Raw genomic sequence first — 12,118 nt, forward strand, 5'->3', positions numbered from 1 at the left:
GCGGCGTTGCCCTCATATTGCGGGGGCCAGCTCTACACCCTCGACGCCATAAGGGCCGCAGCTTAGGTCTATTACTAGCTCGCCAAACGCGGGCCGGGGGCAATCGGGGACATATGGCAGCGCAGATCGACAGTCTTTCTACTGGCACCGACCATGACGGCCTGGTGCGCCGCTTAATTGCCCGCTGGCGTGACGATCAGGGCGCGACCTATCGGAGCTGGTTTCTTTGGGACGAGCGGTTGAAGAACTTCCGATCAATCCGGCGCGGCATCACCCAGGTTGTCGGCGAGATCGAGCGCGGCACGTTCGGCGTCGCCTACCGCGGATCGTCGCTCGAAACCGTCGTCCATTCCGTCGCCGAGCAGCGGCAAATCTTCAAGGGCGCGGACCATGCGTTCCTCTGGAAGCCGAAGCTCCGCATCCCCGACATTTACGAGAGCCCCGACAATCAGCGCGCGTTCGGCCGCTTGCTCGACGCCTGTTCCTGTTGCGACACGGCCGAGGAGATCATCAGCCATATCCACGCGATCGACCGTTTGAAGATCAAGGGGCTGGGTCCGGCGGTCGCCAACCTCCTCTACTTCCTTCACCCGACGCTGGTGCCGCCCTTCAACACCGCAATCGTTAAGGGCTACAACGCGCTGACGGGGGCGAATGTGAAGCTCGGGAGCTGGGAGCATTTTCTGGCGATGCGGACCGGCATCCTCGATCTCAACGACCGCTTCCGCGAGCTGCTATCGAATGATTTAGGCGCGATCGGCGGTCTGTTGTTCGACATCGGCTCCGATCGCTATCCGGCTCCGCCCCTCGACGTGAGCGGCGCGACGCTGGCGAGCTGGGGGCAGCGGCTTGAGGCGGCGCGCGAGGAAGCGCGCACGCTCAGCAAGGCCGCTCAGCGCGAGGGCGAGAACGAGCGCACCCATACCGAAATCCAGGCATGGCTTCGCGATCTAGGGTTGGCGCTCGGCTATGACGTATGGATCGCCGCGAACGACCGCAGCCGCGCCTTCGACGGATCACCCTTGGGCGCAGGATGCCTTGAGCGCCTGCCCGACACGATCGCGACGTCGAAGGGCGCTGACTCGATCCGGCTGATCGACGTGCTGTGGCTTGAGAAGGCCGGCGATCATGTCGCCGCGGCGTTCGAGGTGGAGCATTCGACCTCGATCTATTCGGGCATCGTCAGGATGCTCGACCTGGCCTTGAGCGGTGGCGACCTTCACGCGACCGCGGGGCTGTTCCTTGTCGCGCCCGACGCGCGCGAGACGGACGTTCGCGCGCAGTTGCAGCGGCCCGCGTTCAGCCGCGTAGCCGACCTCGACATATCCTACCTGCCCTATGGCGAGCTGGAGAAGAACCGGGAGGCCATCGCGCGGTTCGGATCGGGACTGAAAGCGATCAAGGCCGTTTCCAGCAAGCTCGCCTAGCCCGCTCCGCGCAAGGGATGATCCGGAGAGCCGCGTATCCTCTAGCATGTAGAGGAGTGCTGCCGTGACGATGCCATCCCCGGCCCCCTGGCTCGACGCCGTGCTGATCGGGTGGTTCGTGCTGACCGCCCTTTCGGTCGCTTACGTCGCGTGGGATGCCTTCACCCGCAACCCCGAGCTGCGCGTGATGAAATGGGGGTGGCTGTTGGTCACGCTCTATGGTGGCCCGATCATGGCCGCGGCCTATGTCCTGTCCTGCCAGGAGCCGGCGAACGAGCGGCACGAGGATTTCGTTCGACCGCTCTGGAAGCAGGCGTTCGGCTCGGCCATCCATTGCATGGCGGGCGATGCAACCGGCGTCATCGCCGCAGCCGCGATCACCACGGCGCTCGGCCTGCCGATGTGGCAGGACGTGATCGCGGAATATGTGTTCGGCTTCGCGTTCGGACTGCTGATTTTCCAGGCGCTTTTCATGCGCGACATGGCGGGCGGTTCCTATTGGGGCGCGCTTCGCATGTCGTTCATCCCCGAATGGCTGTCGATGAATGCCGTCATGGCCGGCATGATCCCGACGATGGTGGTGTTGATGAGCCGCGACATGGCCGCGATGCACGCCAGCTCGCTCCGCTTTTGGGGCGTCATGTCGCTGGCGACACTCGTCGGGTTCGCAGTCGCCTATCCGATCAACCTTTGGCTGGTTGGCGTGCGCTTGAAGCACGGCATGGGCACGGTGCGCGCGCTGGGGCATGGCGGACACGAAGTCGGCGCGGACCGGCAATCGGCCACGCCGATGCCGGACATGGGACACGACGCAATGGCAGGGATGAGCGGCATGGCGGCCGGCGCGCGCGTGACCGGACCTCAGATCGCCGCGATGACAGTGTTGACGCTCATCATGCTTGGCGCGGGCATCATCGTTGCGACGCTGTTCGGTCGGTGGGCCATGTAACTTGCCGCGAACGACGGAGATCGCGGCAAGGGGTGATCGCGCGGCGCGCGTATCTAGGAACAGGCGGGGGCTCATACGGAGATAATGCGATGCACCAGATCGACCCCGGCATGAAGGCGTGCATGGACGCCTGCCACGAATGCCATGTGACCTGTCTTCACATGGCGATGAACCATTGCCTCGAAATGGGCGGCCAGCACGCCGCGCCCGAGCATATGAAGATCATGGCCGACTGCGCGCAAATTTGCGCGGTTGCGATCGACTTCATGGCGCGCAAGTCCGCCCACCATCAGCATATCTGCCGCGAGTGTGCCGAGATCTGCCGGGCTTGCGCAGCGAGCTGCGAGGCCCTGGGCGGCATGGAGGATTGCGTGGCAGCGTGCCGGAAGTGCGCCGATTCCTGCGATCGGATGGCGGCATAGCGGGGCTTGCGCGGGCGGTCGCCCGCCCGCGCAGCTATCTGCATATCAACGGCCCATGCTCGCGATCACAGCGAACAGCTCGGCCGTGAACTTGGTCAGGAGCTCGGTCGCTGCGCTCCCGAAAATCACCAAACATACGCCTAGCGCGATCAGCTTAGGCACGAAGCTCAGCGTCTGTTCGCTAATCGACGTCGCCGCCTGGATGATGCTGATTATCAGCCCGACGATCATCATCGGCACGAGCAGCACCACGCAGATCAGGCCGGCCACGGCCAGCATCCTCCCCGTCTCGTCGAGCAGGATCGACTGATCCATCAGGCGCGGCCCCGTGAACGGCCGGGGACCGCGAGGGCTCCCCGGCCGCGCATCACATCGCCGATGCAGGCGGCGCGAGCGTCCCGAGCCAGGCGATCAGCCCGAGAACCGCGATGACACAGGCGGTTTCGATCGCCAGACTTGTCCGCAGCGCGCCGAGGGCGCCCTTGTGATCGTCCGCTGCGATCGACCGCTCGAATGCCGGCGTGAGCCGGAAGCGGTTGAGCGAGGCGAGCCCTAGCATGGCGACGAACAGCGCCAGCTTTGCGATCAGGAGCTGACCATAGAGCGTCGCAGGAAGCGTGGCGAGGTTGCCGATCCCGACCAGCATCCAGCCGTTGACCAGGCCGGTGACGAGGATCGTGCCGACCACAACCGTCCCGATCGCGCCGAACCCGTGCAGCGCGCGGTGCGTCAGCCCCAGATGCGCCGCGTCTACGCGCGCCGCGGGTCGGGAGACGAGCAGGAGCAGCCCCAGTAGTGCGCCAACCCAAGCGCCCGAGGCGATCAGATGGAGAATGTCGACGATGAGGTGGACCCAGCCCATCACGGCTTCGTCCATCGCGCCGTGTCCGGTCCACGCCAGCGTTGCGAGTGCCACGGCCGAGCAGAGCGCGACGATGCTCAGCCAGATGCCGCGCCCGCCCGCGACCAGCGCTGCCAGCGCCGCGAGGGCCACCATGACCATGCGCAGCTTCCATGCTGCTCCGATCGCAGAGCCGGTGAGCAGCGCGCCGACTGCTTCACGGTCGATCGGCCAGGCCGGCGTTCCGGCCATTGAGGAGGCCATCAGCACGACCCAGGCGCCTGAAAACAACAGGCTCAGGCCAGCGCTGGCGATGAACCAGGGACGCAGCGCGAGCGCGTCGCCGCGCTCGCGCGCCCGCAGCCCATAAAGGCTGAATGCGGCAAGGCCGAACAGCGCAGCCAGCGTCACGTAGAGCGCGAAGCGGACGCCGATAAGCGACCAGTCCCCCATCGCCTCACTTCACCGCGAAGACGTAGGTTCCTGCGACCTTGTGGGTGTCGGTCGAGACGACATTCCACGCGACGCTATACCGACCCGATGGGAGCGGCGATTTCGGGGTGATGACGAGGGTCCGGCCATCGGACGAGAGCGCGGAGGCGCTGGCCATCTTCATGGCTGCCATGCCGGGCATCGCTGCCATCGTGAGATCGGCCTTGGAGAAGGCTGGCATCAGCTTCTCGCTGAAATGAAGTTCGATACGAGCGGGCTTCGCGACCGTCGCATTGGCGGCCGGCGATGCCGACACCAGCTTAGGATGGGCTTTCGCCGTTCCGGCGAACATGACGAGAGCGGCAGCAGCAGTCAGAACGGATAGGCGGCGCATAGGGGGCCTTTCGACAGGAGGGTTCCTGTCCTTCATTACGCGCCCCGATCGACCACCCCTCACGGATGGATTTGAGGGATGGGCGCGTCGCTTGCGTAATCCATGCTAGAGGGGTGGAGTGAACGACATGGACCTCGACGCAGTATTGATGAGGCTGGCGCAAGCACCCGTGCCCGCGAGCCTTGATGGCATGGAAGATCGCGTGCTGGCGCGGGTCGCCGCACGTCCAGCGGCGCGCGCCGGCTTAGGCGTTGGGGCAATGACGATCGCTGCGGCGCTCGTCATGGGCATCTTCGGTGCCGGTGTGCCCGCGAAGGAAGCCAGCGCGGCTTCGCTATCGCCCTTGGGGCCGGTGTCGCCGCTCGCGCCCTCCACGCTGCTCGTCGGCGTGCAATGAGCGGCCGCATCCGCCTTCTGCTTGGCATTGTCGCGTGCTTCATCGCCGCGATCATCGGTGTGTTCGTGGGGCGGGCGCTACTTCCGCCACGTGCCCAGCCCGGCTCGGAGCTGCACGACGTGCTGCATCATAAGCTGGCGCTGGACGCCAACCAGGAAGCGCGACTTGAAGTGCTGGAGCAGCGTTTCGCCGTGCAGCGGCGCGCATTCGAGCTGGAATTGCGGGCGAACAATGCCCGGCTCGCTGAAGCGATCGAGGCCGAGCATGGCAACGGGCCGCGCGTCGCCGCAGCGGTCGACCAGAGCCACGCCGTCATGGGCGAGCTCCAGAAAGCGACGCTGGCGCACATCTTCGCCATGCGCCAGCTCTTGCGGCCCAATCAGACCGGCCAGTTCGATCAGGCCGTGGTGAAGGCGCTCACCGACGACGCACGTTGAGGTTCGGCGCGTGAGCCTCGACTGGACCACGCTTACGGACGGCGAGCTGGCGACCCTCAGCATCGCCGGGCGCGAAGCCGCCTTCGCCGAGATCATGCGCCGCCATCGGCAGTCAATCTTCCGCATGGTGCGCGCGTGCGTCGGCGAGGCCGACGAGGCGCTGGACCTTCTGCAGGAGACCTTCGTCGCGGCGCATCAGGCCCTGCCCCGCTACGACGGCGATCGATCGATGCGCGCGTGGCTATCGACGATCGCGATCAACAAGTGCCGCGATTGGGGGCGCAAGCGCACCGTGCGGCGCTTTCTGGCGTTCGCCGCACCGATCGGCGCGGAAGCCGAAGCCATTGCAGACGACCAGGTGGCGATCGACGACGCGACGGGCGACCGACAGGAACTCGACCGCGTGACGCGCGCCATTGCGGGCTTGCCGACCGCATTGAAGGAATCCTTGGTGCTGCGCACGATCGAGGGGTTGAGCCAGGCTGAAACCGCGGCAGTGTTGTCGATCAGCGAAAAGGCGGTAGAAACCCGCCTCTATCGCGCGCGATCGAAGTTGCTGGAGCGATTGGGCGGGCGCTGAGGGATAGCGCCCTGAGCTGCGTATCAAGGCTAGAGGGACACTCCCGTTCGAGAGCCTTGAGGACCGTATGAGCCGCACTATCGATCGCCGCCAGATGCTTCGCGGCGCCGCCCTTGCTGGCGGTGGCATGGCGCTGACCGCCTATATGCCCGCGTGGGCGCAGCCTGTCTCGGGCGGGATCGTCAAACCGCTGCCGACCGTCTCGGGCACTGACATCGCGCTGACGATCGACAGTTTCAGACTTCCCGTCGACGGCAAGTCGACGCCCGCAATCGGCGTCAACGGCACGGTGCCGGCCCCTCTCATTCGCTTGAAGGAGGGGCAAAAGGTCCGCCTCTCCGTCACCAACAATCTCGACGAGGACAGTTCGATCCACTGGCATGGGCTGCTCGTGCCGTTCGCGATGGACGGCGTGCCCGGCATCAGCTTCCCCGGCATCAAGGCGCGCTCGACCTTCATCTACGAGTTCCCGATCATCCAGTCGGGCACCTACTGGTATCACAGCCATTCCGGCGAGCAGGAGCAGGGCGGACTTTACGGGCCGATCGTGATCGACCCGGCCGGTGCCGATCCGATCGCGTTCGACCGCGAGCATGTGATCGTGCTGTCCGACCACAGCCAGATGACCGGCGAGCAGATTTTCCGGAAGCTGAAGCAGATGGGCGGCGCCTATTTCAACTATCAGCGGCCGACCCTCGCGGGCTTGCTCGCGGGTCGGGAAATGCCGCTCAAGGACCGGATCGAGTGGGGAAAGATGCGAATGGACCCCGCCGACATCGCCGACGTCACCGGCTCGACCTATACCTTCCTGGTCAACGGCTACGGGCCGTATGACAACTGGACGGGGCTGTTCAAGCCGGGCGAGCGGGTCCGCTTGCGGATCATCAACGCCGCGGCGCAGACCAACTTCAACGTCCGCATCCCCGACCTGCCGATGACCGTCGTGCAGGCCGATGGGCAGAATGTCCGTCCGGTGAAGATCGACGAGTTCCAGATCGGCGTTGCCGAGACGTTCGACGTGATCGTGACGCCCGAGGACCGGGCCTACAGCTTCGTCTCCGAGGCTATCGATCGCTCCGGCATGGGCCGGGCGACGCTCGCCCCGCGTGAGGGGATGGTCGCCCCGGTCCCGCCGCTTCGTCCGCGCACGCTGCTGACCATGACCGATATGGGCATGGACATGGGGAGCATGGGCGGGATGCAGGGCATGTCCGGCATGAAGGACGAGAGCCCGGTCGCCACGCGCGGGCCGGACCCCACCTTGATGCAGAACGCCTCGCGCAATCTTTGGAAGCTGACGGGCTGGAAGGGGCCGACCGATCACGGGACGGTCGCGGCAGGCGCAGCGATGGCGGGCATGTCCGGCATGTCGGGCATGGACCACAGCCAGATGGGCGGCGCTGTAATGCCCGGGATGGACCATAGCCAAATGGCAGCGGGCGGTGCTGGCATGGCCGGCATGGACCACGGGTCGGGTGGCGGCATGAACATGAACATGCGCGACCCGAAGAATGCGCCGGGCGTGAAGATGGGGCCGGGCGTGCAGACCATCTCCCCGATGCCGAAGGACCGTAGCGGTGAACCGCCCCAGGGTCTGGAGGGCCTGGATCACCGCGTCCTCACCTATCGCGACCTCGTTTCGCTCGCGCCCAACCCCGACGTGCGCGCGCCGTCGCGTCAGTTCGAGATCCATCTGACCGGTAACATGGAGCGCTACATGTGGGGCTTCGACGGGCAGAAGCTGAGCGATCCCGCCGACCCCATCCCGTTCCGCAAAGGCGAGCGGGCGCGGGTGACGTTGGTCAACGATACGATGATGCCGCACCCCATCCATCTCCACGGCCATTTCTTCGAGCTGGTGACGGGGCACGGCAATCATGCGCCGCGCAAGCACACCGTCAACGTGCCGCCTGGAGGCAAGATGACCTTTGATCTGACCGCCGATGCACCCGGCGATTGGGCGTTCCACTGTCACAATCTCTACCACATGACCGCAGGCATGATGCGCGTCGTCACCGTTCGCCCGTTCGCGGGAGAGGCGGCATGAACCGGCTGACCGCGGCGCTCGCCGCCACCACCATGCTCGGCATCGCCGGTCCTGTCGCCGCTCAGTCGATGCAGGGCATGGATCATTCGGCAATGCCGGGCATGACCATGCCGATGCCTGCGAAAAAGAAGCCGGTGGTGAAGCCCACGGCCAAAGGCAAGCCGGCCAAGACTAGGTCAGCTCCTGCGAGGCGACCATCAGCTTCGACGACGAAACGCCGCGCCGCGCCAACGGCCGGCATGAATGGTATGGATCACGGGACCATGCCGGGCATGGATCACTCGTCTATGCCCGGCATGGACCATGCGGCTCCGCAGGGCTCACAGCAGGGCATGGAAGCCATGCCGGGGATGCAGATGCCCGGAAACGGCCAAACGGTCCCTCAGGGCTCCCAGCAGCCGATGCAGGGCATGGACCATTCGGCGATGCCGGGGATGACCATGCCAGCCGACCAGCACAGCGGCCACGACATGCAGGGCATGTCGGGAATGGCCGGAATGCCAGGCATGGCGGCCGATGGGGTGCAGCAGACTGGCACCGCGCTTCCCGCAGGAAACGCCCCCGCCCCGCCCCTGCCGACCGACCATGCGGCCGACAGCGTTTACGGCGCGGACGCGATGGCGATGGGTCGCCATCACCTTCAGCAGCATCACGGCGGTCAAAACTTCAGCCAGGTGCTATTGAACCTCGCTGAGTATCAATTCCGCAACGGTCGTGACGGCTATCGCTGGGATGGCGAGGCGTGGTTCGGGGGTGACATCAACCGCCTCTTCATCAAGTCTGAGGGCGAGGGAGCCTTCCGCGAGGGCATCGAGAGCGCCGAGGTGCAGGCGCTCTATAGCCGGACCATTGGCCCTTATTTCAATCTACAAGCGGGTGTCCGCCAGGATTTGGGGCCGTCCCCGAAACGCACCTATGCGACCGTCGGGCTGGAGGGGCTGGCACCGGGCTTCTTCGAGCTAGAGGGCGCGGTATTCCTGTCCAACAAGGGCGACCTGCTAGGGCGGCTTGAGGGCTATTACGACCAGCGCATCACCCAGCGGCTGATCCTGCAACCGCGCGCCGAGCTCAATTTCGCTGCGCAGGACGTGCCGGAAAACCGGATCGGATCGGGCCTATCCAACGCCGAGCTTGGATTGCGGCTGCGTTATGAGATCCGGCGCGAGTTCGCCCCCTATGTCGGCGTGTCATGGGATCGCCGCTTCGGCGACACCGCCCGCTACGCGCGCGCCGATGGGGATCGCGCAACGTCCAAGAGCATCGTCGCCGGCGTTCGTGTCTGGTTCTGATCGATGGAGGAACAGATGGCTCAAGACGGCAGGCGCTCGATAAGGCAGCACTTCCCGAGCCTGCCGTTCGTAGGCGCCCTGGCGATCGTCCTGGCGCTGGGCGCAGCCGCGTTTATCTACCTTGGCGTGTATAACATCGCGGCCGACGAACCGCACACGCCGGCGGTCTATTCAATGCTCGAACGCCTGCGCGATCGGTCGATTGAGGCACGCGCGCGCGGCATAACACCCCCGGCCGATCTGGCATCGGCGCAGCGCGTGTCAGTCGGCGCGGGCCTTTACGGAGAAATGTGTTCCGGTTGCCATCTCGGCCCCGGCGTCGAGAAATCCGAGATGAGCCAGGGCCTCTATCCACAGGCGCCGGAACTCGCGCGCGCTCAAGATCTCACCCCCGCCCAGCAATTCTGGATCATCAAGCACGGGGTGAAGCTCAGCGCCATGCCGGCATGGGGCAAGACGCATCCCGACCCCCTAATTTGGAATATGGTCGCGTTCGTCCGCAAGCTCCCCGGCATGACGCCCGAACAGTATAAGGCACTGGTCGCGAGCGCCCCGGCCGATCACGACGAGATGATGAAGGACATGCCGGGTATGAAGTGACCCCGGCGACGAGGTTGAGGGAGGAGTGGTTCTGAAAAGCGCGAAACTGAGGCTGCATCTACTCGCGAGCCGCACGCACAAATGGCTCGCGATCATCATCGGCGCGCAGCTCCTGCTATGGTTCGCAAGCGGCGCCCTGATGAGCTTCCTGCCGATCGATCGGGTGCATGGCGATCACCTCGTTGACCGCAAAGCCGCGGCGCCCCTTCCCCGCGGCAGCACGTTCGCCCCACCATCGGCGATCGTAGGCGCAGCAGATGCGCCCATCGAGGCCATCACCTATCGCATGTGGCTTGGCCGCCCGGTCGCCGAGGTCGCGACAGCCAAGGGAACGCGCCTGTTCGACGCCGCGACGGGCCAAGCGCTGCCAGCACCAACGGCTCGTGAGGCCGAGGAGATCGCGCGTTTGGCATGGCGTGGCGGTGCTCGACCAGCGGCGAAGGTAGAGCGGATCGAGCGCGCCAGCCCCGAATATCGCGGCACGCTCCCCGCCTGGCGCGTCGCGTTCGCCGACCTCGATTCCACCCGCGTCTTTGTCGCGGCCGACACCGGTCGGATCTCGGCTGTCCGAACCGGCACTTGGCGGCTCTACGACTTCTTCTGGGGCCTTCACATCATGGATTGGACGAATCACGAGAACTTCAACACGCCCTGGCTGCTCGCCTTCGCGATCGGTGGGCTTGCGCTTTGGTTAGGGGGGGCAGTGCTTCTCTACATGCGATGGCCCAAAACGCGGCGTCGCAACATCGTGATCGAGGCATAATATACGCGGCTCAGGAGCGTAGCCCTCGGAAATAAAGTCCTGTTTCCTGACAATTTCTCGCGCGTTCTAGCACCCCGGGTGAGGGATAGCCGCCTCGCACGCGTAGAAGTCTTAGAACCCAGGGAGATCAATAATGCGCTTTGCACCAACATTCGCAGCTTTGGCGCTGCTCGCCACGCCCGCCCTCGCGCAGCAGAGCGGCGGAATGCAGGGCATGAACCACGGTCAGATGGCCGGCATGAACCACGACGACATGGCGGGCATGATGGCCGGCAATCCCTACGGCCAGGCCGAGATGGACATGCATCAGAAGATGATGGCGGCCAAGCAGGGCGACGCGGCCGAAATGTGGACGCGCAAGATGATCGAGCATCACCGAGGCGCCATCGCCATGTCGCGCGTTGCGGTGCGTGACGCGCGCGACGCCGAGACCAAGCGCATGGCGCAGATGACGATCACGAAACAGGAAAAGGATATTGCCGAGCTGCAGGCGTGGCTCAGCAAGCACGGCAAGCGCCCGCAATAAGGGAGCGCTGCCCCGCCCTGTCGATCCCCCTACCCCCCGGCAGGGCGGGGATTTCCTTTTAGGAGCTGATGATGAAGAATGGTGTTCGTGGCGCCGTCGCCGCCTTGCTAATGACCATCCCAGCGGTCGCATCGGCCGCGGCCGACATCGCCATGCACCGCGATCCGGGTTGCGGCTGTTGCGAGAAATGGGCGGCGCAGGTGCGTCAGCAGTTCGGCCGCAAGGTCCAGATCATCGACGATGATCGCCGTGAGGTGCTGCAGCGTAAGATCGGCCTGCCCGCTGACCTCGCGTCCTGCCATACCGCGATCATCGACGGCATGGCGTTTGAGGGACATGTCCCGATCGCGGACATGAAGCGCGCGCTGGCCCAGCATCCTAAAGGCGTGCGCGGCTTGGCCGTGGCCGGAATGCCGATGGGCTCACCGGGCATGGAGGTGCCCGGCATGAGAACCCAGCCCTATGACGTCATTGCGTTCGGTGCCGCTGGCCGGCGTGTCTTTGCTAGCCACGGCGCCTAAACGACAGGTTGTCTTGTGAGCGGCAAATCTTCCCCGGCGCTTCATGCCGGCACTACGGCACCCGGCAAACCACCCGTATTGACCTCGGCGTTGACAATTGGGATAGTATCCGGGTGTTGAAAGCTCGTCTTTCTCTCTTGCTTCTTGTTGGAGCGTTGCTTGGCCTTTTGGGCCAAGGAATTGCGTATGCGGCCGGCCCATCGCTCTCACCCAAGATGGCGATGAGCCATGTCACCCCATCCCGCATGGATTGCGCGGGTATGGCGACCCCGGATCCGTCATCGGAACACCCATGCAAAGGACTGACGCTGGCGTGTATCGCCCAAATGGGATGCGTTGTTCCCATGACGTTTGAGGAGCCGGCAAGAGTGCTGAAGCGCTCGATCGCATCTCAAATCGTTATCTGGCCTGCCAGCCGGGCACTTGCCGGCCTCAACGTCGCTCCCGAGCCCGAACCGCCTACCGTTTGATCGAGTCAAGCCGTGTCAGGCTG

Annotated in this window: 15 protein-coding genes; 12 read left to right on the plus strand and 3 right to left on the minus strand. The window is 65.1% G+C overall.

The features are described 5' to 3' along the window. Nucleotides 1-113: 113 nt before the first annotated feature. The 3 genes from ACM61V_RS20350 (at nt 114) to ACM61V_RS20360 (ending at nt 2,798) form a co-directional block, all read left to right on the plus strand. The gene (locus tag ACM61V_RS20350; RefSeq protein WP_017980793.1) at nt 114-1,427 is read left to right on the plus strand and encodes a hypothetical protein; all 1,314 of its coding nucleotides are present in this window, start codon (nt 114-116) and stop codon (nt 1,425-1,427) included. Between the two features lie 70 nt (nt 1,428-1,497). Further along, nucleotides 1,498-2,376, plus strand: coding sequence for a DUF4396 domain-containing protein (locus ACM61V_RS20355; protein WP_017980792.1), 879 nt, complete (start codon nt 1,498-1,500; stop codon nt 2,374-2,376). 89 nt (nt 2,377-2,465) lie between these two features. Next, nucleotides 2,466-2,798: a four-helix bundle copper-binding protein gene (locus ACM61V_RS20360; protein WP_017980791.1), complete on the plus strand. Its 333-nt coding sequence runs from the start codon at nt 2,466-2,468 to the stop codon at nt 2,796-2,798. 45 nt (nt 2,799-2,843) lie between these two features. On the opposite strand, the gene ACM61V_RS20365 is transcribed toward ACM61V_RS20360, so the two are convergent. From ACM61V_RS20365 to copC, 3 genes are read right to left on the minus strand one after another with little or no spacing between them, the layout of a single operon-like run. Beyond that, nucleotides 2,844-3,113, minus strand: coding sequence for a flagellar biosynthetic protein FliQ (locus ACM61V_RS20365; protein WP_017980790.1), 270 nt, complete (start codon nt 3,111-3,113; stop codon nt 2,844-2,846). A 52-nt stretch (nt 3,114-3,165) separates the two neighbouring features. Continuing rightward, nucleotides 3,166-4,092, minus strand: a complete 927-nt coding sequence (copD, locus tag ACM61V_RS20370) for a copper homeostasis membrane protein CopD (protein WP_017980789.1) — start codon at nt 4,090-4,092, stop codon at nt 3,166-3,168. Nucleotides 4,093-4,096: 4 nt separating this feature from the next. After that, nucleotides 4,097-4,465: a copper homeostasis periplasmic binding protein CopC gene (gene copC, locus ACM61V_RS20375; RefSeq protein WP_419714632.1), complete on the minus strand. Its 369-nt coding sequence runs from the start codon at nt 4,463-4,465 to the stop codon at nt 4,097-4,099. A 127-nt stretch (nt 4,466-4,592) separates the two neighbouring features. Here copC and ACM61V_RS20380 point away from each other — a divergent pair, with 127 nt between their 5' ends. From ACM61V_RS20380 to ACM61V_RS20420, 9 genes are all read left to right on the plus strand, one after another. Next, the gene (locus ACM61V_RS20380; RefSeq protein ID WP_020486670.1) at nt 4,593-4,862 is read left to right on the plus strand and encodes a hypothetical protein; all 270 of its coding nucleotides are present in this window, start codon (nt 4,593-4,595) and stop codon (nt 4,860-4,862) included. Continuing rightward, nucleotides 4,859-5,299: a periplasmic heavy metal sensor gene (locus ACM61V_RS20385; RefSeq protein ID WP_017980786.1), complete on the plus strand. Its 441-nt coding sequence runs from the start codon at nt 4,859-4,861 to the stop codon at nt 5,297-5,299. The genes ACM61V_RS20380 and ACM61V_RS20385 overlap by 4 nt, the downstream gene beginning before the upstream one ends. A gap of 10 nt (nt 5,300-5,309) precedes the next feature. Next, nucleotides 5,310-5,879 (plus strand): RNA polymerase sigma factor, encoded by a 570-nt coding sequence (locus ACM61V_RS20390; RefSeq protein ID WP_017980785.1) that lies wholly within the window; start codon nt 5,310-5,312, stop codon nt 5,877-5,879. Between the two features lie 67 nt (nt 5,880-5,946). Further along, a complete protein-coding gene (locus tag ACM61V_RS20395) occupies nt 5,947-7,926 on the plus strand; it encodes a copper resistance system multicopper oxidase (RefSeq protein WP_419714633.1) in 1,980 nt (659 codons plus the stop codon). Continuing rightward, nucleotides 7,923-9,215 (plus strand): copper resistance protein B, encoded by a 1,293-nt coding sequence (locus ACM61V_RS20400; protein WP_024310688.1) that lies wholly within the window; start codon nt 7,923-7,925, stop codon nt 9,213-9,215. Before ACM61V_RS20395 ends, ACM61V_RS20400 begins: the two co-directional genes overlap by 4 nt. A gap of 3 nt (nt 9,216-9,218) precedes the next feature. Next, complete coding sequence (locus ACM61V_RS20405) at nt 9,219-9,815, plus strand: c-type cytochrome (protein WP_017980781.1); 597 nt, start codon at nt 9,219-9,221, stop codon at nt 9,813-9,815. Between the two features lie 25 nt (nt 9,816-9,840). Continuing rightward, nucleotides 9,841-10,578 carry a PepSY domain-containing protein gene (locus ACM61V_RS20410; RefSeq protein ID WP_017980780.1) on the plus strand — a complete coding sequence of 246 codons (738 nt, stop codon included), beginning with the start codon at nt 9,841-9,843 and terminating at the stop codon, nt 10,576-10,578. Nucleotides 10,579-10,738: 160 nt separating this feature from the next. Next, nucleotides 10,739-11,104, plus strand: coding sequence for a DUF305 domain-containing protein (locus tag ACM61V_RS20415; protein ID WP_018251211.1), 366 nt, complete (start codon nt 10,739-10,741; stop codon nt 11,102-11,104). Between the two features lie 68 nt (nt 11,105-11,172). Further along, a complete protein-coding gene (locus ACM61V_RS20420) occupies nt 11,173-11,625 on the plus strand; it encodes a DUF411 domain-containing protein (protein ID WP_017980778.1) in 453 nt (150 codons plus the stop codon). The last annotated feature ends 493 nt before the right edge of the window (nt 11,626-12,118 follow it).

The sequence above is a fragment of the Sphingomonas sp. TX0543 genome (assembly GCF_048565505.1).
Lineage (GTDB): Bacteria > Pseudomonadota > Alphaproteobacteria > Sphingomonadales > Sphingomonadaceae > Sphingomonas.